Annotated in this window: 23 protein-coding genes; 16 read left to right on the top strand and 7 right to left on the bottom strand. The window is 63.9% G+C overall.

Annotated elements, in window-relative coordinates; genetic code table 11:
- Positions 1 to 46: 46 nt before the first annotated feature.
- The gene (locus tag AB4Z20_RS09895) at positions 47 to 475 is read left to right on the top strand and encodes an NINE protein (protein WP_214509980.1); all 429 of its coding nucleotides are present in this window, start codon (positions 47 to 49) and stop codon (positions 473 to 475) included.
- Between the two features lie 108 nt (positions 476 to 583).
- On the opposite strand, the gene AB4Z20_RS09900 is transcribed toward AB4Z20_RS09895, so the two are convergent.
- The 7 genes from AB4Z20_RS09900 to gshB form a co-directional block, all read right to left on the bottom strand.
- Complete coding sequence (locus AB4Z20_RS09900) at positions 584 to 1855, bottom strand: dihydroorotase (protein ID WP_013694464.1); 1272 nt, start codon at positions 1853 to 1855, stop codon at positions 584 to 586.
- The gene (locus AB4Z20_RS09905) at positions 1852 to 2856 is read right to left on the bottom strand and encodes an aspartate carbamoyltransferase catalytic subunit (RefSeq protein ID WP_003177495.1); all 1005 of its coding nucleotides are present in this window, start codon (positions 2854 to 2856) and stop codon (positions 1852 to 1854) included. The genes AB4Z20_RS09900 and AB4Z20_RS09905 overlap by 4 nt, the downstream gene beginning before the upstream one ends.
- Positions 2857 to 2880: 24 nt before the next feature.
- The gene (pyrR, locus tag AB4Z20_RS09910; protein WP_014340669.1) at positions 2881 to 3387 is read right to left on the bottom strand and encodes a bifunctional pyr operon transcriptional regulator/uracil phosphoribosyltransferase PyrR; all 507 of its coding nucleotides are present in this window, start codon (positions 3385 to 3387) and stop codon (positions 2881 to 2883) included.
- An 84-nt stretch (positions 3388 to 3471) separates the two neighbouring features.
- Positions 3472 to 3909, bottom strand: coding sequence for a Holliday junction resolvase RuvX (ruvX, locus tag AB4Z20_RS09915; RefSeq protein WP_003177497.1), 438 nt, complete (start codon positions 3907 to 3909; stop codon positions 3472 to 3474).
- Positions 3909 to 4478 (bottom strand): YqgE/AlgH family protein, encoded by a 570-nt coding sequence (locus AB4Z20_RS09920; RefSeq protein WP_003206472.1) that lies wholly within the window; start codon positions 4476 to 4478, stop codon positions 3909 to 3911. Before AB4Z20_RS09920 ends, ruvX begins: the two co-directional genes overlap by 1 nt.
- 221 nt (positions 4479 to 4699) lie before the next feature.
- Positions 4700 to 5596 carry an energy transducer TonB gene (locus AB4Z20_RS09925; RefSeq protein ID WP_253470167.1) on the bottom strand — a complete coding sequence of 299 codons (897 nt, stop codon included), beginning with the start codon at positions 5594 to 5596 and terminating at the stop codon, positions 4700 to 4702.
- A gap of 76 nt (positions 5597 to 5672) precedes the next feature.
- Positions 5673 to 6626, bottom strand: a complete 954-nt coding sequence (gene gshB / locus AB4Z20_RS09930; RefSeq protein WP_442089814.1) for a glutathione synthase — start codon at positions 6624 to 6626, stop codon at positions 5673 to 5675.
- 224 nt (positions 6627 to 6850) lie between these two features.
- Here gshB and AB4Z20_RS09935 point away from each other — a divergent pair, with 224 nt between their 5' ends.
- From AB4Z20_RS09935 to mdcH, 15 genes are all read left to right on the top strand, one after another.
- Positions 6851 to 7279, top strand: a complete 429-nt coding sequence (locus AB4Z20_RS09935; RefSeq protein ID WP_003206467.1) for a response regulator — start codon at positions 6851 to 6853, stop codon at positions 7277 to 7279.
- A gap of 48 nt (positions 7280 to 7327) precedes the next feature.
- Entirely contained in the window at positions 7328 to 7693 is a 366-nt protein-coding gene (gene pilH / locus AB4Z20_RS09940; RefSeq protein WP_018609535.1) for a twitching motility response regulator PilH, read from the top strand.
- 10 nt (positions 7694 to 7703) lie between these two features.
- Positions 7704 to 8243, top strand: coding sequence for a chemotaxis protein CheW (locus tag AB4Z20_RS09945; RefSeq protein WP_003206464.1), 540 nt, complete (start codon positions 7704 to 7706; stop codon positions 8241 to 8243).
- 203 nt (positions 8244 to 8446) lie between these two features.
- A complete protein-coding gene (locus AB4Z20_RS09950) occupies positions 8447 to 10507 on the top strand; it encodes a methyl-accepting chemotaxis protein (RefSeq protein WP_024618835.1) in 2061 nt (686 codons plus the stop codon).
- Positions 10508 to 10697: 190 nt separating this feature from the next.
- On the top strand, positions 10698 to 16625 hold the full coding sequence (locus AB4Z20_RS09955) for an Hpt domain-containing protein (RefSeq protein WP_442089815.1): 5928 nt from the start codon (positions 10698 to 10700) through the stop codon (positions 16623 to 16625).
- Positions 16618 to 17100 (top strand): chemotaxis protein CheW, encoded by a 483-nt coding sequence (locus tag AB4Z20_RS09960; RefSeq protein WP_253470161.1) that lies wholly within the window; start codon positions 16618 to 16620, stop codon positions 17098 to 17100. The genes AB4Z20_RS09955 and AB4Z20_RS09960 overlap by 8 nt, the downstream gene beginning before the upstream one ends.
- Before the next feature lie 772 nt (positions 17101 to 17872).
- On the top strand, positions 17873 to 18502 hold the full coding sequence (locus AB4Z20_RS09965) for a nucleotidyltransferase domain-containing protein (protein WP_442089817.1): 630 nt from the start codon (positions 17873 to 17875) through the stop codon (positions 18500 to 18502).
- The gene (locus AB4Z20_RS09970) at positions 18465 to 18890 is read left to right on the top strand and encodes a hypothetical protein (RefSeq protein ID WP_253470157.1); all 426 of its coding nucleotides are present in this window, start codon (positions 18465 to 18467) and stop codon (positions 18888 to 18890) included. Before AB4Z20_RS09965 ends, AB4Z20_RS09970 begins: the two co-directional genes overlap by 38 nt.
- A 223-nt stretch (positions 18891 to 19113) precedes the next feature.
- Positions 19114 to 20784 carry a malonate decarboxylase subunit alpha gene (mdcA, locus tag AB4Z20_RS09975; RefSeq protein WP_258689609.1) on the top strand — a complete coding sequence of 557 codons (1671 nt, stop codon included), beginning with the start codon at positions 19114 to 19116 and terminating at the stop codon, positions 20782 to 20784.
- Complete coding sequence (locus AB4Z20_RS09980) at positions 20785 to 21660, top strand: triphosphoribosyl-dephospho-CoA synthase (protein WP_258689607.1); 876 nt, start codon at positions 20785 to 20787, stop codon at positions 21658 to 21660. It abuts the gene before it with no gap.
- Complete coding sequence (locus tag AB4Z20_RS09985; RefSeq protein WP_003206454.1) at positions 21660 to 21959, top strand: malonate decarboxylase subunit delta; 300 nt, start codon at positions 21660 to 21662, stop codon at positions 21957 to 21959. Before AB4Z20_RS09980 ends, AB4Z20_RS09985 begins: the two co-directional genes overlap by 1 nt.
- Entirely contained in the window at positions 21952 to 22803 is an 852-nt protein-coding gene (locus AB4Z20_RS09990) for a biotin-independent malonate decarboxylase subunit beta (RefSeq protein ID WP_442089818.1), read from the top strand. Before AB4Z20_RS09985 ends, AB4Z20_RS09990 begins: the two co-directional genes overlap by 8 nt.
- Positions 22800 to 23603: a biotin-independent malonate decarboxylase subunit gamma gene (gene mdcE, locus AB4Z20_RS09995; protein ID WP_253470152.1), complete on the top strand. Its 804-nt coding sequence runs from the start codon at positions 22800 to 22802 to the stop codon at positions 23601 to 23603. Before AB4Z20_RS09990 ends, mdcE begins: the two co-directional genes overlap by 4 nt.
- A complete protein-coding gene (locus tag AB4Z20_RS10000; protein WP_442089819.1) occupies positions 23600 to 24220 on the top strand; it encodes a malonate decarboxylase holo-ACP synthase in 621 nt (206 codons plus the stop codon). The genes mdcE and AB4Z20_RS10000 overlap by 4 nt, the downstream gene beginning before the upstream one ends.
- Positions 24217 to 25137 (top strand): malonate decarboxylase subunit epsilon, encoded by a 921-nt coding sequence (mdcH, locus tag AB4Z20_RS10005; protein ID WP_442089820.1) that lies wholly within the window; start codon positions 24217 to 24219, stop codon positions 25135 to 25137. Before AB4Z20_RS10000 ends, mdcH begins: the two co-directional genes overlap by 4 nt.
- Positions 25138 to 25203 lie beyond the last annotated feature (66 nt).

Here is a 25203-nt window from a genome sequence, read left to right on the forward strand (position 1 = left end):
CAAAAACTCCGAAAAAATTTATCTATCGAGGCAAAAGAGGCCATTCATGAACAGCTATCAGCAGGATGCAATCCGCGATACTCACAGCAAGGTCATTGGGTATCTGCTGTGGATTTTCGGATTCACCGGTGCCCATCGTTTCTATTACGGCAAGCCGGTCACGGGCACGATCTGGTTCTTCACCTTCGGCCTGCTGGGCATTGGCTGGTTGATCGACCTGTTCCTGATCCCGGCAATGGATCGCGAAGCGGGCCTGCGTTTCACCCCGGGACCTATCGAATACAGCGTGGCGTGGATTCTGCTGACGTTTCTCGGGGTGCTGGGCGTACACCGCATGTACCAGGGCAAATGGCTCAGCGGGATCCTTTACCTGCTGACTGGCGGGGTGTTTTTCCTGGGGGTGCTGTATGACTTCTGGACGCTGAATGATCAGGTGTCGATCCGTAATGCGCAGAAGCGTGGGGCTTTTCAGTAAGACCGGGTCGCCTGCATCGCGAGCAAGCTCGCTCCCACACTGGATCGAGGTTCACCAAAGATCCACCTGTGGGAGCGAGCCTGCTCGCGAAGCAGGCGACGCAGTTTTTCAGGCCTGGTGGGTAATCCGCCCATCCATCAGGGTGTAACGCACCACACCCGGCAGGCTATGGCCGAGGAACGGGCAGTTGTCACCCTTGGAGCGCCAGGCTTCACCGGCCACGGTGGAGGCGGCAGGGTCGAACAGCACGAGGTCCGCCGCGGCGCCAACCGCGAGTTTCCCCGCCGGCAGTTGCAGCGCCTGGGCCGGGCCGGCGCTCAGGCGTGCCAGCAGGGTCGGCAGGTCCAGCAAACCGTCTTCCACCAGCGTCAGGGCCAGCGGCAGCAGCAGTTCGACGCTGCTGATGCCCGGCTCGGTGGCGCCGAACGGCGCCAGCTTGGCATCGCGCTCATGGGGTTGGTGATGGCTGGAGATGGCCGAGATCACCCCGGACTTCACCGCCTCACGCAGGCCATCGCGGTCGGCGCGGGTGCGCAGTGGCGGCTGGACGTGGTAGACGCTGTTGAAATCGATCAGCGCTTCGTCGGTCAGGATCAACTGGTACAGCGCCACATCGGCGGTTACTGGCAAGCCGCGGGCCTGGGCCTGGGCGATCAGTGCCGCACCGCGAGCACTGGTCAACTGGCTGAAGTGGGCGCGCACGCCGCTTTGCTCGACCAACAGCAGGTCTCGGGCCAGGGCCACGGTCTCGGCGGTTTCCGGGATGCCTGGCAGGCCGAGGAAACTGGCGGTCGGGCCTTCGTGGGCCAGGCCACCTTCGGCCAGGTCGTGGTCCTGGGAGTTGAAGATCACCGTCAGGCCAAAGGTCGCCGCGTATTCCAGGGCGCGGCACAGGGTGCGGGTGTTGCGGAAACTGTTCAGGCCGTTGCCGAATGCCACGCAACCGGCATCCCGCAGGGCGATGAGTTCGGCCAGTTGCTCGCCGTCCAGGCCCTTGCTCAGTGCGCCAATCGGGAAGACCTTGGTGTTGCCGGCCTCGCGGGCACGGTCGAGGATCAGTTCGGCCACGGCCGAAGTGTCCAGTACCGGTTTGGTCTGCGGCGGGCAGCACAGGCTGGTCACGCCACCGGCAGCGGCGGCCCGGGTTTCGCTGACGATACTGCCTTTGCGACTGTAGCCCGGTTCGCGCAGGGCGACGTTCAGGTCCACCAGGCCCGGAGCGGCCACCAGGCCTTGGGCGTCGAGGGTCTCGACCGCGACGAAACCGGCCGGCGCCGCGCCAAGGGCGACGATCTTGCAGGCATCGATATGGATATCAGTCACTTGATCCAGGCCACTGGCTGGATCGATCACGCGTGCGCCGAGAATGCTGAGCTTCACTGGGCGTTCTCCTGGTCGAATTGGCGCTGGGCCGTTTGCCCGCTCATGGCCATGGACAGCACGGCCATGCGGATGGCGATGCCGTAGGTCACCTGGTTGAGAATCACCGAGTGCGGCCCGTCGGCCACCGCCGACTCGATCTCCACGCCGCGGTTGATCGGCCCCGGGTGCATGACGATAGCGTCCGGCTTGGCCCCGGCCAGGCGTGCGGTGGTCAGGCCGAACAGGCGGTAGAACTCGCCTTCGCTGGGCAGCAGGCCGCCGGTCATGCGCTCGCGTTGCAGGCGCAGCATGATCACCACGTCCACATCCTTGAGGCCTTCGGTCATGTCGGTGTAGACCTTCACGCCGTATTGCTCGACGCCGATGGGCAGCAGGGTCTTCGGCGCGATCACGCGGATGTCCGGGCAGCCGAGGGTCTTGAGGGCCAGCATGTTCGAACGGGCCACCCGCGAGTGCAGGATGTCGCCGACGATGGCCACCGACAGGTTTTCGAAGCTGCCCTTGTGCCGACGGATGGTCAGCATGTCCAGCATGCCCTGGGTCGGGTGGGCGTGACGGCCGTCGCCGCCGTTGATGATCGCCACTTGCGGGCAGACGTGTTCGGCAATGAAATGCGCTGCGCCGGAGTCGCCGTGGCGCACGACGAACATGTCGGCGGCCATGGCTTCGAGGTTGCGCAGGGTGTCGAGCAGGGTTTCACCCTTGCTCGCCGAGGATGTGGACACGTTGAGGGTGATCACGTCCGCCGACAGCCGCTGGGCCGCCAGTTCGAAGGTGGTGCGGGTGCGGGTGGAGTTTTCGAAGAACACGTTGCACACGGTCTTGCCGCGCAGCAACGGGACTTTTTTCACCGCCCGGGCACCGACTTCGAGGAACGAGTCGGCAGTGTCGAGGATTTCCGTCAGCAGCTCGCGGCGCAGGCCGTCGAGGGACAGGAAGTGCCGCAGCTGGCCCTGATCGTTGAGCTGCAGCGGGCGCTTGGTTTCGAGAGGCGTCATCGCGATGGACTCTTACAAGGGCAGTTAAAGGGCAAGGTCTTGCAGTTCGAGTTGCAGCGGCGACGGGCCGGAGAGCTTGACTCGCTCATGAGCGGCCAGCGTCAGCGTCGCGCCGACCACGTTCGGCCGGATCGGCAGCTCGGCGGCGTCCAGGTCCAACAGGCACACCAGCGTCACGCTGGCCGGGCGGCCGTAGTCGAACAGTTCGTTCATGGCGGCGCGGATGGTCCGGCCACTCATCAGCACGTCGTCGATCAGCACCAGGTGCTGGCCTTCGATCTCGAACGGCAGGGCCGAGGGGCGCACTTGCGGGTGCAGGCCGTTCTGGCTGAAGTCGTCGCGGTAGAAGGACACGTCCAGGGTGCCCAGTGGCGATTGGCTGCCCAGTGCTTCGAGCAAGGCCTGGGCGACCCAGACGCCACCGGTGCGAATACCGATGTAGCGCGGCTCGCTGATGCCGCGGTGTTCCAGGTGTGCCTTGAGACGAATCGCCATCTGGCTGATCAGTTCGGCAGGATTGGGCAGGCTCATGCTGGCTCCTTCAGGTTCCCGGGCCGGTGGTGAGTGGCGCGGTCTATCGCTAAGAGAAAGCGCCTTGGCGGCGCTTTCAAAAAATCAGGTTTCGAACAGGGCGGCGTTGGCGTCGAGCCAACCTTGCAACAGCAGGGCGGCGGCGATGGCGTCCACCGGGTTGTCGCGGTAACTGCCTTTCTGCCCGCCACGCACCAGGCGCTCGCCTTTGGCCTCGAAGGTGGTCAGGCGCTCGTCATGGGTATAGAAGGGCAGGTTGTAGCGGCCGTTGAGCCGGCGGGCGAACTTTTCGGCGCGCAGGCACATGTCGCTGGGCGTGCCGTCCATGTTCAGCGGCAGGCCGACCACCACGGCATCGGGTTTCCACTCCTTGATCAGCGCTTCGACCTGGTTCCAGTCCGGAACGCCATTCTGCGCCTTCAAGGTGCACAACTCGCGGGCCTGGCCGGTAATGACCTGGCCGACCGCTACGCCGATCTGTTTGGTGCCGTAATCGAAGCCCAGCAGCAAGCGCAGGGCCATCAGGCGTGTCCTGCCTGGCTGGTGAGCAGGCTGAGGTTGACCCCCAACCGGCTGGCCGCCGCTTCCAGGCGCAGTTCGCTGCTGGTGTTGAACAGGATGTCGGCGTCGAACGGGCAGGTCAGCCAGGCGTTGTCGGCCAGTTCGGCTTCCAGTTGCCCGGGTTCCCAACCGGCATAGCCGAGGGCGATCAGGCTTTTCTCCGGGCCGACGCCGTCGGCGATGGCGAACAGCACGTCCTGGGAGGTGGACAGTGATACCCCGTCCAGATCCACAGTGGCCTGGTATTTGGGGCCCGACGGATGGAGCACGAAACCGCGGTCGGTCTGCACCGGGCCGCCGATGAAAATCGGCACGTGCTGGCACAAGAGAGGCGGTTCCACTTCGGGGCGCAACTGCTCCAGGATGTCCGCCAGGTTCAATTCCTGTGGGCGATTGATTACCAGCCCCATGGCCCCATTGGCCGTGTGCTCGACGATGTAGGTCAAGGTGTGGGCAAAATTCGGATCGGCCATGTGCGGCATGGCAATCAGGAAGTGATGCTTGAGGTAGGTGGGGCTGACGTTTTTCATAGGCGCTAGTGTGGCGGGGCGGGGGCGAACTGACAAGCTGGGGATGTGCAGGAAATGCCTCGATCTGGTGGGCGACATCGATCAAATGTGGGAGCGGGCTTTGTGGGAGCAAAGCTTGCTCGCGATCCAGGCGCTGCGGTCCTCAAGAGACCGCGGCGTTTTCATCGCGGGCAAGCCTTGCTCCCACACCGCTCGCTCCCACAAGGGGATTGGGCGGTCAATCAGTTACTGGAAAGCTTGTCGCCACGGGCGAACTTCCAGGTGCGGATGATTTCCAGCCGGTCGATGTCCGACAGGTCCCCGGTAAACGGCGCGAACGGTGCGGCCAGGCGCACGATCCGTTGGGCGGCCTGGTCCAAAAGCGGCTGGCCGGAAGATTCGAGCACCAGCACTTCATACAGCGAGCCGTCGCGGTTGATCGAGACCATTAGCCGCAGGTTGCCGTAGATCTGTTTGCGCCGCGCTTCGTCGGGGTAGTTGAGGTTGCCGATGCGCTCGACCTTCTTGCGCCATTCGTCCTTGTACCAGGCGCCCTTGTCGCGCATGGTCGAGGCGGCGCTCAGGCGGTGGATGCGCGGGCGCTTGGCGTAGAGCTGTTGCTCCTGGGCCAGTTCGGCTTCCAGGCTGGCGATGTCGCTGGACAACTGTGAGCTGTCGAAGGTGGGCTCGGGGGCCCTGGGCTTGGGATCAGGCTTGACCTCTTCCTTGGCCGGGGCCTTTTTCGGCTTCGGCGCCACGGTGGTCACGGCGGCCTTGGGCGCCGTCTCCTGCACCTCGGGCTTGGCGGCCGGCGGCGGGGTGACTTTTTGTACCTTGGTGTCCTGGAACGGCGCGATCTCGGTGGTCTTGGGGATCGCCTTTTTTTCCAGGGTGCCGCTGCCTTGCTGGTTGTCCTGGGCGAGGAAGTCGGCCTTCTTGGGCTTGGTCTCGCTCTTGAAGGTGGCCAGGGTGATTTCCAGGGTCTGGCTGATCTGCTTGGGCTCGACCGTGGCAAAACCGACGCCCAGCAGCAGGGCCAGGTGGATCAGCGCCGCCAGGAACAGGGTAAAACCGAGGCGATCAGCCGGGCGCACGCCACGATGGGCGAGCTCTTGGGGCAGATCGGACGGGAGTGTCATGACAAGGAAACCAACATCGCGTTTTTTTCAGGCCGGGCATGATAACGCAATGTGGGTTTCCTTCAGCAGATCTGGATCAACGAGCCTTGAGCTTCTGATCGATGGCATCCATCAGCATGCCACCGATGTCGGTGCCAAAGGCATTGTCGATCTCGCGGATGCAGGTCGGACTGGTGACGTTGATTTCCGTCAGGTGCTCGCCGATCACGTCCAGGCCCACGAACAGCAGGCCTTTTTCGCGCAGGGTCGGGCCGACCTGGGCGGCGATCCAGCGATCCTTGTCAGTCAACGGACGCGCCTCGCCACGCCCGCCAGCCGCCAGGTTGCCGCGGGTTTCGCCGGCTGCCGGGATGCGCGCCAGGCAATAGTCCACCGGTTCGCCGTCGATCATCAGGATGCGTTTGTCGCCATCGACGATGGCCGGCAGGTAACCCTGGATCATGATCTGCTGCTTGCCGTGCAAGGTCAGGGTTTCCAGGATCACCGAGAGGTTCGGGTGGCCGGCGGTGTGCCGGAAGATCGAGGAGCCGCCCATGCCGTCCAGGGGCTTGAGGATCACGTCGCCGTGATGGTCGGCAAAATCGCGCAACACGTCCGGACGACGGCTGACGATGGTCGGTGGCGTGCACTGCGGGAACAGCGTGGCGAACAGCTTTTCGTTGCAGTCGCGCAGGCTCTGGGGCTTGTTGACCACCAGCACACCGGCGTTTTCAGCCTGTTCCAACAGGTAGGTGGAATACACGAACTCCATGTCGAACGGCGGATCCTTGCGCATCAGGATCACGTCCAGGTCGCTCAGCAGCGCGTCGCTCTCGGTGCCCAGCTCAAACCACTTCTCGGGGTTGGCGAAGACTTTCAGCGGTTTCATCCGCGCCCGAGCCTGGCCTTCGGCCTGGTAGAGGTCGCGCTGTTCCATGTAGAACAGCTCCCAGCCGCGCTTCTGAGCGGCCAGCAGCATGGCCAGCGAGCTATCCTTTTTATAGGAAATGCTGGCGATAGGGTCCATGACAATGCCGACGCGTACGCTCATGGCTTGGTTCCTCGAAATGTGATGGGCACATATTGGTGCGAAAAAGTGGCGTCAGAGTGGCGCCCGGAAGATTGGCGGTCAAGGAAAAACCACCGCGCCGAGCGGCCGATAGATCGGCGATGGAGACTGTGCTAAAAAGGCTGCCATGTGACGTGCGGGCCTTGAACATCAAGGGTTTGCGCTGTCGATCACACTTACGCGTTAAAAACCGGTTCGCAGTGGCAATGGCAGAGCATCTCACGCAGCAGCAACCCAGCGCCTTGAAGGTCATGGTCATCGACGACTCGAAGACCATCCGCCGCACCGCCGAAACCTTGCTGCGCAACGTGGGCTGCGAGGTGATCACGGCCGTCGATGGCTTCGATGCCCTGGCCAAGATCGCCGACCATCATCCGGGCATCATTTTTGTCGACATCATGATGCCGCGCCTGGATGGCTACCAGACCTGTGCCCTGATCAAGAACAACAGCGCGTTCAAGGCCACGCCGGTGATCATGCTGTCGTCCCGCGACGGGTTGTTCGACAAGGCCAAGGGACGCATCGTCGGTTCCGATCAGTTTTTGACCAAGCCGTTCAGCAAGGAAGAACTGCTGGGCGCGATACAGGCCCATGTTCCGGGCTTTGCCGCTGTCCAGCCGCACCAGGCACATTAATGACACTTGGCCAACGGGCCTGGGGTCAACAAGAAAATGGGGAACACCATGGCACGAGTTCTGATCGTCGATGATTCGCCGACTGAAATGTACAAACTGACCGGCATGCTGGAAAAGCACGGCCACGAGGTCCTTAAGGCCGAGAATGGCGCCGATGGCGTGGCCCTGGCCCGCCAGGAAAAACCCGATGCGGTGCTGATGGACATCGTCATGCCCGGCCTCAACGGTTTCCAGGCCACGCGCCAGCTGACCAAGGACCCGGACACCGGCCACATCCCCGTGATCATCATCACCACCAAGGACCAGGACACCGACAAGGTCTGGGGCACGCGCCAAGGGGCGAAGGACTACCTGACCAAACCGGTGGACGAAGAAACCCTGATCGCGACCCTGAACAAAGTGCTGGCGGGCTGACGGCGCGGCCATGAGCCAATCCTTGACCGCATTCGAACTGCTGCTGCAGATCGACCGGCGCTGCCGGTTGCTGGGGGCGGACCTGCCCTCCCAGCCGACCCATCGCGCCGGTTGGAGCGGCATCGGCTTTCGCTTGGGCGAGCACTGGTACGTGGCGCCGATGGGCGAAGTCAGCGAAGTGCTGCACGAACCACGTCACACGCATTTGCCCGGGGTCAAGCCGTGGGTGCGTGGAGTGGCTAACCTGCGCGGGCGCTTGTTGCCGTTGATGGACTTGTGCGGGTTCTTTGGTCACGAGCTGTCGACCGTGCGCAAGCAGCGGCGCGTGTTGGTGGTGGATCACGACGAGGTGTTCGCCGGGTTGCTGGTGGACGAGGTCCTTGGGCTGCAGCATTTTGCCCAGGACAGCCTGGAACCGACTCTGGTGGACGACCTCGACGGCCCGGAAGCGGCCTTCGTCAAGGGCCGGTTTGGCGGCGAGCGCGAGTGGCAAGTGTTCAGCCCGTTTGCCCTGGCGCGGTCGCCGGGGTTCATGGATGTGGCGATTTAACGAGATGCAGCGCAGGCCCCCTTGTGGGAGCAAACCTGTGGGAGCAAAGCTTGCTCGCGATGGCGGCGCCTCGGTTGACGAAAAAACTGTGTCGTTCTCATCGCGGGCAAGCCTTGCTCCCACAGAGCCACACTGATTGAGCAGACTGCACAACACTACAGTTAATAGCAGTAAGTTGGATTGGGCAGTACAGGCGAGAACCGATGATCAAAGCAAAAACAGGCAAGCCACTGGAAGCATCGCGCAGTCGTTCGCAGATCATCGTGCTGTTCGTCGCGCTGATCGTCTTCATCATGCTGCTGTTCGCCAACTTCGCTTACCTCAACACCCAATCCACCTATGACAAACAGTACATCGGCCATGCCGGTGAGCTGCGGGTGCTGTCCCAGCGCATCGCCAAGAACGCCACCGAGGCCGCCGCCGGCAAGCCCGCGGCGTTCAAGCTGCTGAGCGATGCGCGCAATGATTTCGCCCAGCGCTGGGGCTCCCTGAAACAGGGCGACCCGGTGACCGGCCTGCCCCCTGCGCCGGCCACCCTGCGTCCGCAGATGCGCGCCGTGCAGCTGGATTGGGAGCGCCTGCTCAAGAACACCGATGCCATCCTCTCCAGCGAACAGACCGTGCTGTCGTTGCACCAGGTGGCGGCGACCCTGGCCGAAACCGTGCCGCAGTTGCAGGTCGAGTACGAAAAAGTCGTCGAGATCCTGCTGCAACGCGGCGCGCCGGCCGCCCAGGTGGCCATGGCCCAGCGCCAGTCGCTGCTGGCCGAACGAATCCTCGGCGCGGTGAATACCGTGCTGGCGGGGGACGAAAACGCCAGCCAGGCCGCCGACACTTTCGGTCGCGACGCCGCGCGTTTTGGCCAGGTGCTCAATGGCATGTTGCAAGGTGACCCGGCCCTGAAGATATCCCAGGTCCAGGACCGCGATGCCCGGGCACGCCTGAGCGAAATCAGCGAGCTCTTCGAGTTCGTCTCCGGCTCGGTGGACGAAATCCTCGAGACCTCCCCGGAGCTGTTCAAGGTCCGCGAATCGGCCGGCAACATCTTCAACCTGTCGCAGACCCTGCTCGACGAGGCTTCGCACCTGGCCACGGCCTTCGAAAACCTCGCCGGCGGGCGCTCCATCAATACCATCGGCGGCTATGTGCTGGGTTTGCTGGCGCTGATGTCGATCATCCTGATTGGCCTGGTGATGGTCCGCGAAACCAACCGCCAGTTGCACGAAACCGCACAAAAGAACGAGCGCAACCAGAACGCGATCATGCGGTTGCTGGATGAGATCGAAGACCTGGCCGATGGCGACCTGACCGTCACGGCCTCGGTCACCGAGGACTTCACCGGCACCATCGCCGACTCCATCAACTACTCGGTGGACCAGCTGCGCGATCTGGTGGCGACCATCAACCTCACCGCCGGCCAGGTCGCCGCTGCGGTGCAGGAAACCCAGGCCACGGCGATGCACCTGGCCCAGGCCTCCGAACACCAGGCCCAGCAAATTTCCGAAGCTTCGACTTCAATTAATGAAATGGCCCAGTCCATCGACCAGGTGTCGGCCAATGCCGCGGAGTCGTCGGCGGTGGCCGAGCGGTCGGTGGAGATTGCCAACAAGGGCAACGAGGTGGTGCACAACACCATTCATGGCATGGACAACATTCGCGAGCAGATCCAGGACACCGCCAAGCGCATCAAGCGCCTGGGTGAGTCATCCCAGGAAATCGGCGACATTGTCAGCCTGATCGACGATATCGCCGACCAGACCAACATCCTGGCCCTCAACGCCGCCATCCAGGCGTCCATGGCCGGTGATGCCGGGCGCGGGTTCGCGGTGGTGGCCGATGAAGTGCAGCGCCTGGCCGAGCGCTCTTCGGCGGCGACCCGGCAAATCGAGACCTTGGTGCGGGCGATCCAGGCCGACACCAACGAGGCGGTGATTTCCATGGAGCAGACCACTACCGAAGTGGTGCGCGGTGCGCGACTGGCCCAGGACGCCGGTGTCGCCCTGGAAGAAATCGAAGGCGTGTCCAAGACCCTGGCGGCGCTGATCCAGAGCATTTCCAACGCGGCGCAGCAACAGACCACCTCGGCGGGGCAGATTTCCTTGACCATGAACGTGATCCAGCAGATCACCTCGCAGACCTCGTCCGGTTCCACCGCCACTGCCGAGAGCATCGGCAACCTGGCGAAAATGGCCAGCCAGCTGCGTCGTTCGGTGTCGGGGTTCACGTTGCCGACGGCACCTGTGGTGGATGAGGACAAGTCGTGACTGGCCGGATCTGCATATTGAGAAGGGTCATGTGGCGAGGAAGCTTTTGTGGCGAGGGAGCTTGCTCCCGCTGGGCTGCGCAGCGGCCCCCACAGACTTTGTGAGCGCTGCGCGCTCAAGCGGGAGCAAGCTCCCTCGCCACAGGGTTTTATTTTTGCCCTCGGCATACGACTGTTGATTTGGAGTGGTTATGGGTGATCGGCACGACTATGTGGCCCTGGAATGGGTCAAGGGCGAGATTGCCGAAACGCTGAAGCAGGCTCATCTGGCCCTCAACCGCCTGGTAGACGATCCGCAGGCGTCGGACGCCCTCGGGCAATGCCTGGCCTGCATCCACCAGGTCCACGGCGGCCTGCAGATGGTCGAGTTCTACGGTGCGGCGCTGCTGGCCGAGGAGATGGAGCAGCTGTGCGCCGCCCTGCAGGACAACCGCGTCACTCATCGCGACGAAGCCGTCAGCCTGTTGAGCCAGGCCCTGGGGCAGTTGCCGATCTACCTGGACCGCGTACAAGGTGCCCGTCGCGACCTGCCGCTGGTGGTGCTGCCGTTGATCAATGACCTGCGCAGTGCCCGGGGCGAGAGCCTGTTGTCGGAAACCAGCCTGTTCAGCCCCGAGTTGCCCGATATTGCGCCGCTCAGCGACGAGACCTTGCAGCGCCTCGAACCCGCTGACCTGCCAAACACCTTGCGCAAATTGCGCCAGACCCTGCAAATGGCCCTGGTGGGCCTGCTGCGCGAACAGGATGACGCGACCCACCTCGGTTACCTGGCCAAGGTCTTCCATCGCCTGGAAACCTTGTGTACTGGGGCGCCGCTCAATGCGTTATGGCAGGTGGCCTCGGCGCTGGTCGAAGGCATGCGTGACGGGCGCATTACCAACAGCCCGGCGCTGCGCAGCCTGTTCAAGGAAGCCGACAAGGAACTCAAGCGCCTGCTGGACCAAGGCATGCCAGGCATCAATCAGCCGGCACCGCCCCACCTGCTCAAGAGTTTGTTGTTCTATATTGCCAAGGCCGAACATCCCAGCGGGCAGATGCAGATCATGAAAGAACGCTACTCACTGGACGACGCGCTACCCGACAGCGCCATGGTCGACGAAGAACGCGCGCGCCTGGCCGGGCCCGACCGCGATGCCATGCGCTCGGTGCTTGCCGCGCTGTGCGAGGAGTTGGTACGGGTCAAGGAGCGCCTGGACCTGTTCGTGCGCAGCGATCGCCAGCACGCCTCGGAACTGGACAGCCTGTTGGCGCCGCTGCGGCAGATCGCCGACACTCTGGCGGTGCTCGGTTTCGGCCAGCCGCGCAAGGTCATCATCGATCAACTGGCGGTGGTCCTGAGCCTCGCCCAGGGCCAGCGCGAGCCGGATGACGCGACCCTCATGGACGTCGCCGGGGCCTTGCTCTACGTCGAGGCGACCCTGGCCGGCATGGTCGGCACCGTCGAGCCCGAGAGCCGCGAAGACACCCACCTGCCCACCACCGACCTGACCCAGATCCACCAGATCGTCATCAAGGAAGCCCACACCTGCCTGCAACAGGCCAAGGACATGATCGTCGACTACATCGACGCGGACTGGAACAGCGAGCAACTGCAGCCCTTGCCGGCGCTGCTGACCCAGGTGCGCGGCGCGCTGGCGATGATTCCCCTGAGCCGTGCCGCCAGCCTGGTGGAGGCCTGCAACGGTTTCATCCGCGACCACCTGTTGCTGGACCAGGCCCAGCCGGGTTGGGAAGAACTCGACCACCTGGCCGACGTGATCACCGGCCTCGAATACTACCTGGAGCGCTTGAGCGAGGACCCGCAAACCCCTGGCGAGCCGTTGCTCGATGGGGTCGAGCGGAGCCTGGCTGCGCTCGGTTATTTCCCTGACGAAGCACGGGTGCCGGTGCTCGACGATGTCTTGAGCCCCAACGAAGCCCAGGTCATGCAGGACTTGCAGGAACTGGACGACCCGCAGACGGTGCAATCCTTGGCCGAGGTGCTGGCCAGCCCGATCTCGGCGGTCAATCCGCCGGCCAGGAGCACCCCGGGCAGCCTGTTGCCGCCACCGTTGGATGAAAGTCCGGTGGACGACGAGTTGCGCGAAGTCTTCCTCGAGGAAACCGGCGAGGTGCTGGACGTCCTGCGTGAATACCTGCCGCGCTGGAGTGCTCATCCCGCCGACCACGGCGCCCTGAGCGAACTGCGCCGGGCCTTCCACACCCTCAAGGGCAGTGGCCGGATGGTCCGGGCGCTGGTGCTGGGTGAACTGGCCTGGGCCGTGGAAAACCTGCTCAACCGGGTCCTGGAGCGCAGTGTCGAGCCGCAGGCCTCGGTCCGCCAGTTGATCGAAGACACGGTGCAGTTGTTGCCGGCCCTGGTGGCCGAATTCGCGGCCAATCACCAGCGCCAGCGCGACGACGTCGACCGCTTGGCCGCCCGTGCCCATGTCCTGGCCAAGGGCGGCGATGAGGAGGATGAAGACGAGCAGGACGTGGCCGCTCTCGATCCGCTGCTGTTGAAGATCTTCGATAACGAAGCCCAGGGCCACCTCGCCAGCCTCAATCGCTTTCTCGATCAGTCGGCCGACCACCTGCCCTTGCAGGCCAGTGATGAATTGCAGCGGGCCTTGCATACGCTCAAGGGCAGCGCTTCGATGGCCGGCGTGCTGCCGATCGCCGAGCTGGCCGGGGCGATGGATGAGCTGGCCCGGGAATACCGGGCACACCTGATTGCCCTCGACCTGGATGAGGTCGAATTGCTGCTGGAAGCCGAAGGGCTGCTGCGCCGTGGCTTGCGCCAGTTGCACAGCGAGCCGCTGGCGGCGATCCCCGGGGCCGAGGATCTGATCCTGCGCGCCCAGGCCCTGCTGGCCGAGCGTCTGCACGCCGCCAACAGTGCGCCGGATAAAGTGCTGCGGACCAAGCGCGACCCTCAACTGATCAACAACTTCCTCGCCCAGGGCATGGACATCCTGCTGGACGCCGAAAGCCTTTTGCAGCGCTGGCAGCAGCACCCCGGCGAAGGCCAGGAACTGAGTGCGCTGCTCGATGAGCTGACCACCCTCGGCGAAGGCGCGCACCTGGCCGACTTGCACCCGGTGGACGAACTCTGCGAAGCCTTGCTCGACCTCTACGGTGCGGTAGAGGAAAGCAGCCTGGCGGTCAGCGATGAATTTTTCCAGGAGGCCCAGCGCGCCCATGAAGCGCTGATCGACATGCTCGATGAGCTGGCGGCCGGGCAGCATGTGCATCCGCAGCCCGAGCGGGTACAAGCCTTGCGCCGCCTGCTCCAGGAGAGCCTCGATCCGTCGGCCACCGGTCTGATCCGCAGCGACGGCAGCCGCACCCTGAGCATCCGCGAACTGGGCCACGCGACGGCGCAAATGGAGCGTGACGCGCCCGTCGATACCTCGATGGATGATGACCTCGCGGCGATTTTCCTCGAAGAAGCCCAAGACATCCTCGAAAGCGCCGCCCAGGCCTTGCAACGCTGGTTGGCCGATCCGGATAACGGCGCACCGCTGTCTTCGCTGCAACGTGACTTGCACACCCTCAAGGGCGGTGCGCGAATGGCCGACATCCGGCCGGTGAGCGATCTGGCCCAGGAGTTGGAAAACCTTTACGAAGGACTGGTGGACCGGCGCTACAGCTACAGCGAGGAACTGGCGCAACTGCTCGCCAGCAGCCATGAACGCCTCGACCTGTTGCTCGGGCAGTTGCAGCAGGGCCAGCCGTTGGGCGATCCCGTTGCGCTGATCGACGCCATTCGACGGTTCCGCCAGGACAAGCCGAACGCCATCGAGACGAGCGCAGCGGCCCAGGCCGACGGCGCCGGCCATGATCCCGAGTTGCTGGAAATCTTCCTTGAGGAAGGCTTCGACATCCTCGACAGCTCGGGCGCGGCGCTGCTGCGCTGGCAGGAAGAACCGTCGAATCGCCAGGCCGTGGAAACCTTGCTACGGGATTTGCACACCCTCAAGGGCGGTGCGCGCATGGTGGAAATCGTGCCCATCGGCGACCTGGCCCACGAGTTGGAAAACCTCTATGAAGGCCTGTCGGCCGGTCTGCTTCAGCCGACCCCGGCGCTGTTCGCCTTGTTGCAAAGCAGCCATGACCGACTGGCGCAGATGCTCGACGCCGTGCGCGCCGGTCACCCGTGCCCGCTGGCCGACCGACTGATCGCACAGATCCAGGCGGTGAATCATCCCCAGGAGAACGCTGCGCCGCAGGCTGAATCGGCGCCGGAACCGGTGCCCGTCGTGGCACCGCCAACGGCGCCCGCAAGACTCGATCCCAGTGCACCGGGCGACGGTGCGGACATGGTCAAGGTCTCCGCCGAACTGCTCGACGACCTGGTGAACCTGGCGGGCGAAACGTCGATCTTCCGTGGGCGTATCGAACAGCAGGTCAACGACGCACGTGTGGCCCTGGGCGAAATGGAAACCACCATCGAGCGCATGCGCGATCAGTTGCGGCGCCTGGATACCGAAACCCAGGGGCGGATTCTCAGCCGGCAACAGGTCGAGGCCGAGCGCCTGGGCTATGAAGAGTTCGACCCGCTGGAGATGGACCGCCATTCCCAGTTGCAGCAGCTGTCCCGGGCACTGTTCGAGTCCGCCTCGGACTTGCTCGAGCTCAAGGAAACCCTTGATCGCAGCAATCACGATGCCGAGGTCCTGCTGCAGCAGCAGGGGCGTATCAACACCGAGCTCCAGGAAGGCCTGATGCGTACGCGCATGGTGCCGTTCGAGCGCATGCTGCCCCGGCTCAAGCGCATCGTCCGGCAAGTGGCGCAGGAGCTGGGCAAGGACGTGGAATTCCTGGTCGGCAATGCCGACGGCGAGATGGAGCGTAACGTGCTGGAGCGCATGGCTGCACCGCTTGAACATATGCTGCGCAACGCCGTCGACCACGGCCTGGAGCCGGCCGACGTGCGCATTGCCGCCGGCAAGCCGGCACGAGGACGTATCAGCCTCGACCTGTCCCGGGAAGGCGGCGACATCATTTTCGACATCCGCGACGACGGCGCCGGCGTGCCGCTGGAGGCGGTGCGGAACAAGGCGATCAAGCGTGGCTTGCTGGCACCGGACAGCGACATCAGCGACCGCGACGTGCTGCAGTTCATCTTGCAACCAGGCTTTTCCACGGCCGAGAAAATCACCCAGATCTCCGGGCGCGGCGTCGGCATGGACGTGGTCCACGAAGAGGTGCGGCAATTGGGCGGCAGCATGGTCATCGATTCCACGCCGGGGCAGGGCGTGCATTTCCGCATTCGCCTGCCGTTTACCGTGGCGGTGAACCGGGCGTTGATGGTGCACTGTCACGAAGACCAGTATGCGATCCCGCTGAACACTATCGAGAGCATTGTCCGGGTGTTGCCCGCCGAACTGGACGGCCATTACCAGCTCGATCCGCCAACCTATACCTACGCCGGGCAGCGTTACGAGTTGTGCTACCTCGGTGAGCTATTGAAAACCGGCGCCCGGCCGAAACTGCTGGGCCAGAGCCAACCCTTGCCGGTGCTGCTGGTGCAGTGCAACGAGCGGCATGTCGCGGTGCAGGTGGACGCTACCGTCGGGACCCGGGAGATCGTGGTCAAGAGCCTCGGTCCGCAGTTCTCGGCGGTACAGGGCCTGTCCGGGGCGACGATCCTGGGGGACGGCCGGGTGGTGTTGATTCTCGACCTGCTCGCGCCGATCCGCGCCTTGCCCCACCAGGTCCCGCGTCGCCAGGTGCCGGTAGAAGGCGAGGGCGAACCGCAACGGCCGTTGCTGGTGCTGGTGGTGGACGACTCGGTGACCGTGCGCAAGGTCACCAGTCGCCTGCTGGAGCGCCACGGCATGCACGTCCTGACTGCCAAGGATGGCGTGGATGCCATGGCGCTGCTGGCCGAGCACGCCCCGGACCTGATGCTGCTGGACATCGAGATGCCGCGCATGGACGGCTTCGAAGTGGCCAGCCAAGTGCGCAACGACCCGCGCCTGGCGCACTTGCCAATCATCATGATCACCTCCCGCACCGGCCAGAAACACCGCGACCGCGCCATGGCCATCGGCGTCAACGACTACCTGGGCAAGCCGTACCAGGAATCGGTGCTGCTCGATAGCATCGCGTACTGGAGCAAAACCCATGCATGACCTGCATCTTCACTCGCGCACCAGCCCGCTCACCGGCCTGTTGTTGCCATTGGCTGACCGGCACCTGGTGTTGCCCAACGTGGCCGTGGCCGAACTGATCGACTACCAGAGCAGCGTATTCGATATGGACACCCCGCCGTGGTTCCTGGGTTGGGTGAGCTGGCGCGAACGGCAAATCCCGTTGTTGAGCTTCGAGTCGGCCTGCGGCCAGAAGACCGTGATTGGCGAGCGAGCGCGCATCGTCGTGCTCAACGCCCTCGGCGGACGGTCGGAGCTGCGTTTCATTGCCCTGCTGGTGCAAGGCATCCCGCGCTCCTACAAGCTCGACAGCCAATTGAGCTATGTCGACGTGCCGCTGTGCGGGTTGGAACAGGCTGCAGTGCAGGTCGGGGACCACGTGGCGAAAGTGCCGGACCTGTTGGCGCTGGAGGAGTTGGTGATGGCTGCGGGCCTGATTCAACCCTACAACACCTGAGATATACGAAGTTCCGATGTGGGAGCGAGCCGACCTGTTTCTCCCGGTTGTACTTGATCAAACTGTGGGAGCGAGCTTGCTCGCGATGGCTGCCTGACAGCTGGCCAGGATTTTGTTGATCGGGTACATATCCATTGCTGCGGTAACGGCGGCTTAGGGTTCCGCTCTTACAGCGGCTCACTTTTGAAGAGCGCAAAAGTAAGCAAAACGCTTTTGCCCCACCACTCGGTGCCTCGCTAGGGCTCGGCATGCCCTCACTCCGGCATTGCTCCGTGGGCCCGCCGCGAAGGGCCATCCATGGCCCAGCGCGGCTACCTCGGCATCCATGCCGAGGTGCCCACTGCGCAATGCCTGCGTTCGGCCATCGTGGTTAACGGGGCGCCCCAGATCAACGTCCACGCCGAGGCGGCCTTATAGCCGACCTGGCTCTTGCGGCTGTACCCCAACCAGACGTGTGTGCGCAGGACCTGTGGGAGTAAAGCTTGCTCGCGAGGCGGCCTGATAGCCGGCCTGGCTCTTGTGGCTGTGCCCCAATCAGACTTGTGTGCGCAGGACCTGTGGGAGCGAGCCTGCTCGCGATAGCGGTTGGTCAGGCGACATCAATATTGAGTATGCCGCAGCTATCACAAGTAATACCTTCTCTGTCGCGCTTGATAGATAGGTCCCATAAAGGGTCTGTTAAGTCCCTTTATGGGACCGGATTAAGCGACAAGACTTGCTAAGTCCCAATAAGGGACCTATCGTTCCCTTTTTGGGACTTTGTGTTGCTTATATGAACCACCTTTCTCTCAGCGACGCGCTGTTCACGGCCACTCAGCAACGGGTCTTGGGCTTGTTGTTTGGTAAGCCGGACCAAAGCTTCTATGCCAACGAAATTGCCCGCTGGGCCCAAATAGGTAAAGGCAGCCTCATGCGAGAGTTGGAACGCCTGCAACGCTCAGGCGTGCTCACCATGACTCGTCTGGGCAATCAGACCCATTATCAAGCCAACCCACACTGCCCGATTTACGCTGAGCTGCTAGGCATCGTGCGCAAAACCATCGGCATCGCCGAACCGTTACGCCAGGCATTGGAGCCTTTTTCAGAACAACTGCGCTGGGCGTTCGTCTATGGCTCTATCGCCAAGGGCCAGGCAAACGCATCCAGTGACATAGATCTCATGCTGATCGGCGAAGGCCTGCACTACAGTGAAGTGATGGAGCGGCTTCTACCTCTGGAAGAGCAACTGGGCCGCCCGCTAAACCCAACGCTCTACACCCCCCAGGACTGGGCCACGAAACTTGCCGCTGGCAACAGTTTCGTGGTGCGTGTAGCGCAACAGGACAAGATCAATTTGCTGGGTGCAGACCCTTTGGAAACCAAGGATGGGCAAGCAAGAAAACCTGGAGAATCTGCTACGTAGTGGCGGCCTGAAAGCTGAACCATCGGATCGTCAGGAATGCGAGGGCCTGATGCGTTCGGCAACGGATCGCTTGAAGGATGCACAAACAACTTCCCTTTCTTTCGCCAGCCGGTTCGACCTGGCATACAACGCTGCCCATGCCTTGGCGCTCACGGCGCTACGCTTGAGTGGTTATCGGTCGGACAAGCGCTATCTGGTCTTCCAGTGCCTGATTCACACGACGGAAATCAGCAATGTGCAGGTCCGGTTATTCGCGTTGTGTCATGAGCGGCGCAACCTTGCCGAGTACGAGGGGTACATGGATGAAGATGATGCACTTCTTACCCAACTGATTGAGAGCGCTGCGCAACTGCTCGAACGGGTCCGGCAATTGATGGCCAAGACTTGATATCCGTGGCGAGGGAGCTTGCTCCCGCTGGGCCGCGAAGCGGCCCCAAAAGCGACGACTGCTGCGCAGCCGAGCGGGAGCAAGCTCCCTCGCCACAAAAGCATTGTCCGCTGCGGCATTCAACCATTACTCCAACCGTAACGATCCGCCGTCGAGCTTGATTGATGCCCCCGCCATAACACTCCTAATGTGACTCCCACGACAGCGAACCCGTGGAGTGGTCATGACAACAACAATATCCCCCGACTCGCGCTGGACGCGGCGGCGCAGCGAGAAGCAGCGGCGTCTCGGGCTGGTGAAGGGGCTTGCCGACGGTGTGGTGCTGCCCACCGACAAGATCGTTGCTGCGCTGGAGGCGTTGATCCTGCCCGGTGACCGTGTGGTGCTGGAGGGCAATAACCAGAAGCAGGCGGACTTCCTTTCCCGCTCCCTGGCGAAAGTCGACCCTTCGAAGTTGCACGATTTGCACATGATCATGCCCAGCGTCGGGCGGTCCGAGCACCTGGACCTGTTTGAACGCGGCATCGCCCGCAAGCTCGACTTCTCCTTCGCCGGTACCCAGAGCCTGCGCATCAGCCAGTTGCTCGAAGACGGCCTGCTGGAAATCGGCGCGATCCACACCTACATCGAACTCTATGCCCGGCTGGTGGTGGACCTGATCCCCAATGTGGTGCTCTCGGCCGGTTTCATGGCCGACCGCGCCGGCAATATCTACACCGGCCCCAGCACCGAAGACACACCGGCGCTGATCGAGCCGGCGGCCTTCAGCGATGGCATCGTCATTGTCCAGGTCAATCAGCTGGTAGACGACGTCAGCGACCTGCCGCGCGTCGACATCCCGGCGTCCTGGGTCGATTTCGTGGTGGTGGCCGACAAGCCGTTCTACATCGAGCCGCTGTTCACTCGCGACCCGCGCCACATCAAGCCTGTGCATGTGCTGATGGCGATGATGGCGATCCGCGGGATCTACGAAAAACACAACGTCCAATCCCTCAATCACGGCATCGGCTTCAACACCGCTGCGATTGAATTGATCCTGCCGACCTACGGCGAATCCCTCGGCCTGAAGGGCAAGATCTGCCGCAACTGGACCCTCAATCCGCACCCCACCTTGATCCCGGCCATCGAAAGCGGCTGGGTCGAGAGCGTGCATTGCTTTGGCACCGAGCTGGGCATGGAAAACTACATCGCCGCCCGGCCGGACGTGTTCTTCACCGGCCACGACGGCTCGCTGCGCTCCAACCGCATGGTCTGCCAGCTGGCCGGGCAGTACGCAGTGGACCTGTTCATTGGCGCCACCCTGCAAGTGGACGGCGATGGCCATTCCTCCACCGTGACCCGTGGCCGCTTGGCCGGCTTCGGTGGGGCGCCGAACATGGGTCACGACCCGCGCGGTCGCCGTCACGGCACGCCAGCCTGGCTCGACATGCGCCATGGCGATGGCGAGGCGCCGTTGCTCGAACGCGGCAAGAAGCTGGTGGTGCAGATGGTCGAGACGTTCCAGGAGGGCGGTAAACCGACCTTCGTCGACACCCTCGACGCGGTGGACGTGGCGAAGAAAGCCGGCATGCCCCTGGCGCCGATCATGATCTACGGCGACGACGTCACCCACCTGCTGACCGAAGAGGGCATCGCCTACCTCTACAAGGCCCGCACCTTGGAAGAGCGTCAGGCGATGATCGCGGCCGTGGCCGGCGTCACTGCCATTGGCCTGCGCCATGACCCGAAAGACACCGCGCGCATGCGCCGCGAAGGGCTGATCGCCTTGCCCGAAGACCTCGGCATCCGTCGCACCGACGCCACCCGCGAGTTGCTCGCGGCCAAGAGCGTGGCCGATCTGGTGGAGTGGTCCGGTGGCCTCTACAACCCGCCCGCCAAGTTCAGGAGCTGGTAAATGCACGCCTTTAACCTGCAACCGAAAAAACTGTCCTTGGCCGAGCGCCTGGCGGATATGGCGGTGGACGCGCTGATCGACGAAGCCGACCTGTCGCCTAAACCGGCCTTGGTGGACCGTCGTGGCAATGGCGCCCACACCGATCTGCACCTGGGCCTGATGCATGCTTCGGCACTGTCGCTGTGGCCGGCGTTCAAGGAAATGGCCGAAGCCGCCCTCGACTGTGGCGAGATCGGCTTGCCGCTACGCGAAGCCCTCGGGCGCATCGGCCGTGAGGGGGAAGCCTCGATGCTCGCCACCACTGGTGGGGTGAATACCCATCGCGGGGCGATCTGGGCCTTGGGCCTGTTGGTCGCTGCGGCAGCGCTGGAACCTGAATCCAGCGTCGCTGGTGCCGTGACTTTACGTGCTGCCCGCCTGGCCTTGCTCAACGACCGCTATGCGCCCCAACCTTTGAGCCACGGCGCCCAGGTAGCCGAACGCTACGGCGTGCGCGGCGCCCGGGAAGAAGCGCAACTGGCGTTCCCAGCGGTGACTGGCCTGGGTCTGCCGCAGCTCAAGCGCAGTCGCGCGGCGGGCGCGGGGGAGCAGAACGCCCGGCTTGATGCCTTGCTGGCGATCATGACCACCCTGGCCGACACCTGCGTGCTCTACCGCGCCGGCGAGCCGGGTTTGCAGGCCATGCAACAGGGCGCCAAGGCGGTGCTCGATGCCGGTGGCAGTGCGAGCCTGGGTGGTCGTCGCCACTTGCACGCGCTGGACCAACAACTGATTGCCTTGAACGCCTCGCCCGGCGGCGCTGCCGACCTGCTCGCCGCCTGCCTGTTCCTCGATCGTATCGAACGCGGCGATGGCCTCTTCCCTGGAGTGTGCTGATGGAAACCTTATCCTTTGAATTCCCCGCCGGGCAGCCGCCACGCGGCCGGGCGCTGGTGGGCTGTGTCGGCTCGGGCGACCTTGAAGTGCTGATCGAACCCGGCCTGGCGGGCAAGTTGACCATTCAGGTGCAGACCTCGGTCAACGGCAGTGAACAACGCTGGCAGCACCTGTTCGCCCGCATGTTCGACGGCCAGACACCGCCGGCCTTGTCTATCGACATCCACGATTTCGGCGCCACCCCCGGCGTGGTGCGTTTGCGCCTGGAGCAAGGCTTCGAGGAGATCGGGCATGACTGACAGTGCAGCGTTGCTCAACAAGCACAGCTTCGTCGAACTCGGCGCCCGGCAGCGGGCCAAGGCCTTGCTCGATGACGGCACTTTCCGCGAACTGCTCGACCCGTTCCAGCGGATCATGTCGCCGTGGCTGTTGCGCCAGGGCGTTGTGCCGCAAAGCGATGACGGCGTGGTGATCGCCAAGGGTACGCTCGATGGCCTGCCCGTGGTGATCGCCGCCATCGAAGGCGCGTTCCAGGGCGGCAGCCTCGGCGAAGTCGGCGGGGCGAAGATTGCCGGGGCGCTGGAACTGGCCGCCGAGGACAACCGCAAGGGCATTCCGACCCGCGCCGTGCTGCTGCTGGAAACCGGCGGCGTGCGTTTGCAGGAGGCCAACCTCGGGCTCGCGGCGATCGCCGAGATTCATTCGGCGATTGTCGACCTGCGCCAATACCAACCGGTGGTCGGCGTGGTGGCCGGCAGCGTCGGCTGTTTTGGTGGCATGTCCATCGCCGCCGGGCTGTGCAGTTATCTGCTGGTGACCCAGGAAGCGCGTCTGGGCCTGAACGGCCCACAAGTGATCGAACAGGAGGCCGGGATCGACGAATACGACTCCCGCGACCGGCCGTTCATTTGGAGCCTGACCGGCGGCGAACAACGTTTCGCCAGTGGGCTGGTGGACCGTTACGTCGCCGATGATGTGGCGCAGATCCGCCAACAGGTTGGCCAGTTGTTGCACCTGGGCGTTCCCGCGCAACACCGCAGCGGCCAGGCCGAGCTGTTCCTGCAACGCCTGGCCCGTTTGGACACTGAAGTGCAAATCGAGCCGGCCACGGTTCGTCAGCTGTATCAGGGAGAACGCCCATGAGTTCGTATTCATTGAGAGGCTTGCGCTGGTTCGAAGCCTTGGGTGGCGACGCCAGACCGCTGGAAGGCCTGCCGGCTTCGTTGAAAGCCGCTGACGTCCGGCTGGGCGAGCAAACCGTGCGCCTGCTGGCGGTGGTGGCGGATCCCGACAGTCGCTTTCCCCGTGCTCGCCAGGGCGAAGTCGGTTTGCTGGAGGGCTGGGGTTTGGCCAAGGCAGTGGATGACGCCATCGATGCCGACCGCGATGCAGTCAACAAGCGTCCGCTGATCGCCATTGTCGATGTACCGAGCCAGGCCTACGGCCGGCGCGAAGAAGCCCTGGGCATTCATCAGGCCTTGGCCGGTGCGGCGGACAGCTATGCCCGTGCGCGACTGGCCGGGCATCCGGTGATCGGCTTGCTGGTGGGCAAGGCCATGTCCGGGGCGTTCCTGGCCCACGGTTATCAGGCCAACCGCCTGATCGCCCTGCGCGACCCGGGCGTGATGGTCCACGCCATGGGCAAGGCCTCGGCGGCGCGGGTCACCCTGCGCAGCGTCGAGGAGCTTGAGGCGTTGGCTGCCAGCGTGCCGCCGATGGCCTATGACATCGACAGCTTTGCCAGCCTGGGTCTGCTGTGGGAAACCTTGTCGGTGGAGCAGATCGAGCAACCGACGGCGGCAGATCTTGCCCGGGTGACGGATTGCGTGCAGCAGGCGATCAACGATGTAGCCGCTGCGCCTCGCGACTTGAGCAGTCGCCTCGGTGCGACCCATCGCGCGGCTTCCAGCACCGTGCGCCAGCTGCTGAGAGCGCAGTGGTGAATACGTATCTGGCCCATGACCTGCTCTGGGGGATGACCCCGGAGCAGGTGCCTGCGGGAGCGCCGGCATGGGTGGTCGAATCGATTGCCGCCGGTCAACCGGTGGTGGTTCGGCGCTCGCTGACAGCGCCGGGCCAAATCGCGGTCGGCGTGCGCGGGCGCTTGCGCGAGCAGCGTTATGCAACGTCGATGGCGGTCGCGGCGATTGCCCGTCGTGTGAGGCCGGAAGACCTTGGTCACGTTGCGTCGACTCGCGACTTGCCAGCCCTGCGAGCGCTGTCCCGCCTGCGTCCGCTGCTCGATGCCAGTGGCTGGGCCTGGGGCGTCAGCGGCAGCGCCGGCTTCGAGCTCGCCACGGGTATCGAGGCGTTGCATGAACGCAGCGACCTGGATTTGATTCTGCGGCTGCCGCATTTTCTCGATCGTCTCCAGGCCAGGGATTTGCTGGCGCAACTGGATGCCTCGGTTTGCGCCGTGGATATGCAATTGCAAACGCCCTGCGGTGCCGTCGCCTTGCGCGAGTGGGCGGGTTCGTCGCGGCGGGTCTTGCTCAAGGATGACGTGCAGGCACGGCTGGTGAGCGATCCTTGGCAGCCTTCATTGGAGCAAGTCGCGTGAGCAGCCTCTTCGTCTTTCCCGGCCAGGGTGCGCAGCGCGCGGGCATGCTCCACGGCCTGGCGCCGCACGTACTCGACGAGGCGGGTGATGTACTCGGTGAGGACGTGTTGCAACTGGACAGCGCCGAGGCCTTGCAATCGACCCGCGCCGTGCAGCTGTGTTTGTTGATCGCCGGCGTGGCGGCGTCCCGGCAACTGCTGGAGCAGGCACCTGCCCCGGACTACGTGGCGGGGCTGTCCATCGGTGCTTATCCAGCGGCGGTGGTGGCCGGGGCGCTGGGGTTCGAGGATGCTTTGCGGCTGGTCAACCTGCGGGGCGAATTGATGCAGCGGGCGTATCCGCAAGGCTACGGCATGACCGCGATCATCGGCCTGGACCTCGCGGCAGTGGAGGCATTGCTGGCGCAGGTGCACAGCGACCGCACCCCGGTCTACCTGGCCAACATCAACGCGGATAACCAGGTGGTCATCGCCGGCAGTGACGAGGCCATGAGCAACGTTGCCAGGCAGGCGCGAAGCCTGGGCGCCGCAAAGGCCTGTCGGCTGGCGGTGAGCGTGCCGTCCCATTGCCCGTTGCTGGAAGCACCGGCCCGGGCATTGGCCCAGGCATTTGCCGACGTGTCGTTGAAAGCACCGGCCTTGGGTTATCTCAGCGGTAGCCGCGCGCGACCGCTGATCAACACCGAGGCCTTGCGCGACGACCTGGCGCTCAACATGTGCCGCGTGGTGGATTGGCGCGGCACGGTGCAAAGCGCCTACGAGCGCGGCGTGCGACTACAGATCGAACTGCCGCCCGGCGCGGTGCTGACCGCCCTGGCGCGTCGGGTATTCGAGCAGGGTACTGTCATGGCTTTCGACGGCGCCCGGCTCGACACCTTGCAGGCGCTGTTGCGTGAGGAGGGAAACCGCCAACCCTAAACCACCGACTCAAGCTGGCGAAGCACAAAAACAACAACTTCGACGATGCACTTTGAGGACTACAAC

Source organism: Pseudomonas sp. KB_12 (assembly GCF_052114545.1).
In the GTDB taxonomy this organism is placed as follows: Bacteria; Pseudomonadota; Gammaproteobacteria; order Pseudomonadales; family Pseudomonadaceae; genus Aquipseudomonas; species Aquipseudomonas brassicacearum.

What these genes read in the sequence shown, in the direction of transcription:
- AB4Z20_RS09895 (WP_214509980.1), top strand. Translation starts at nt 47, where the DNA reads ATGAACAGCTATCAGCAGGATGCAATCCGCGATACTCACAGCAAGGTC.
- AB4Z20_RS09905 (WP_003177495.1), bottom strand. Translation starts at nt 2,856, where the DNA reads ATGACGCCTCTCGAAACCAAGCGCCCGCTGCAGCTCAACGATCAGGGC.
- pyrR (WP_014340669.1), bottom strand. Translation starts at nt 3,387, where the DNA reads ATGAGCCTGCCCAATCCTGCCGAACTGATCAGCCAGATGGCGATTCGT.
- ruvX (WP_003177497.1), bottom strand. Translation starts at nt 3,909, where the DNA reads ATGGCCCTGCGCTTGCTGCTGGGCTTCGATTACGGCACCAAACAGATC.
- AB4Z20_RS09920 (WP_003206472.1), bottom strand. Translation starts at nt 4,478, where the DNA reads ATGAAAAACGTCAGCCCCACCTACCTCAAGCATCACTTCCTGATTGCC.
- AB4Z20_RS09925 (WP_253470167.1), bottom strand. Translation starts at nt 5,596, where the DNA reads ATGACACTCCCGTCCGATCTGCCCCAAGAGCTCGCCCATCGTGGCGTG.
- gshB (WP_442089814.1), bottom strand. Translation starts at nt 6,626, where the DNA reads ATGAGCGTACGCGTCGGCATTGTCATGGACCCTATCGCCAGCATTTCC.
- AB4Z20_RS09935 (WP_003206467.1), top strand. Translation starts at nt 6,851, where the DNA reads ATGGCAGAGCATCTCACGCAGCAGCAACCCAGCGCCTTGAAGGTCATG.
- pilH (WP_018609535.1), top strand. Translation starts at nt 7,328, where the DNA reads ATGGCACGAGTTCTGATCGTCGATGATTCGCCGACTGAAATGTACAAA.
- AB4Z20_RS09945 (WP_003206464.1), top strand. Translation starts at nt 7,704, where the DNA reads ATGAGCCAATCCTTGACCGCATTCGAACTGCTGCTGCAGATCGACCGG.
- AB4Z20_RS09950 (WP_024618835.1), top strand. Translation starts at nt 8,447, where the DNA reads ATGATCAAAGCAAAAACAGGCAAGCCACTGGAAGCATCGCGCAGTCGT.
- AB4Z20_RS09955 (WP_442089815.1), top strand. Translation starts at nt 10,698, where the DNA reads ATGGGTGATCGGCACGACTATGTGGCCCTGGAATGGGTCAAGGGCGAG.
- AB4Z20_RS09960 (WP_253470161.1), top strand. Translation starts at nt 16,618, where the DNA reads ATGCATGACCTGCATCTTCACTCGCGCACCAGCCCGCTCACCGGCCTG.
- AB4Z20_RS09965 (WP_442089817.1), top strand. Translation starts at nt 17,873, where the DNA reads ATGAACCACCTTTCTCTCAGCGACGCGCTGTTCACGGCCACTCAGCAA.
- AB4Z20_RS09970 (WP_253470157.1), top strand. Translation starts at nt 18,465, where the DNA reads ATGGGCAAGCAAGAAAACCTGGAGAATCTGCTACGTAGTGGCGGCCTG.
- mdcA (WP_258689609.1), top strand. Translation starts at nt 19,114, where the DNA reads ATGACAACAACAATATCCCCCGACTCGCGCTGGACGCGGCGGCGCAGC.
- AB4Z20_RS09980 (WP_258689607.1), top strand. Translation starts at nt 20,785, where the DNA reads ATGCACGCCTTTAACCTGCAACCGAAAAAACTGTCCTTGGCCGAGCGC.
- AB4Z20_RS09985 (WP_003206454.1), top strand. Translation starts at nt 21,660, where the DNA reads ATGGAAACCTTATCCTTTGAATTCCCCGCCGGGCAGCCGCCACGCGGC.
- AB4Z20_RS09990 (WP_442089818.1), top strand. Translation starts at nt 21,952, where the DNA reads ATGACTGACAGTGCAGCGTTGCTCAACAAGCACAGCTTCGTCGAACTC.
- mdcE (WP_253470152.1), top strand. Translation starts at nt 22,800, where the DNA reads ATGAGTTCGTATTCATTGAGAGGCTTGCGCTGGTTCGAAGCCTTGGGT.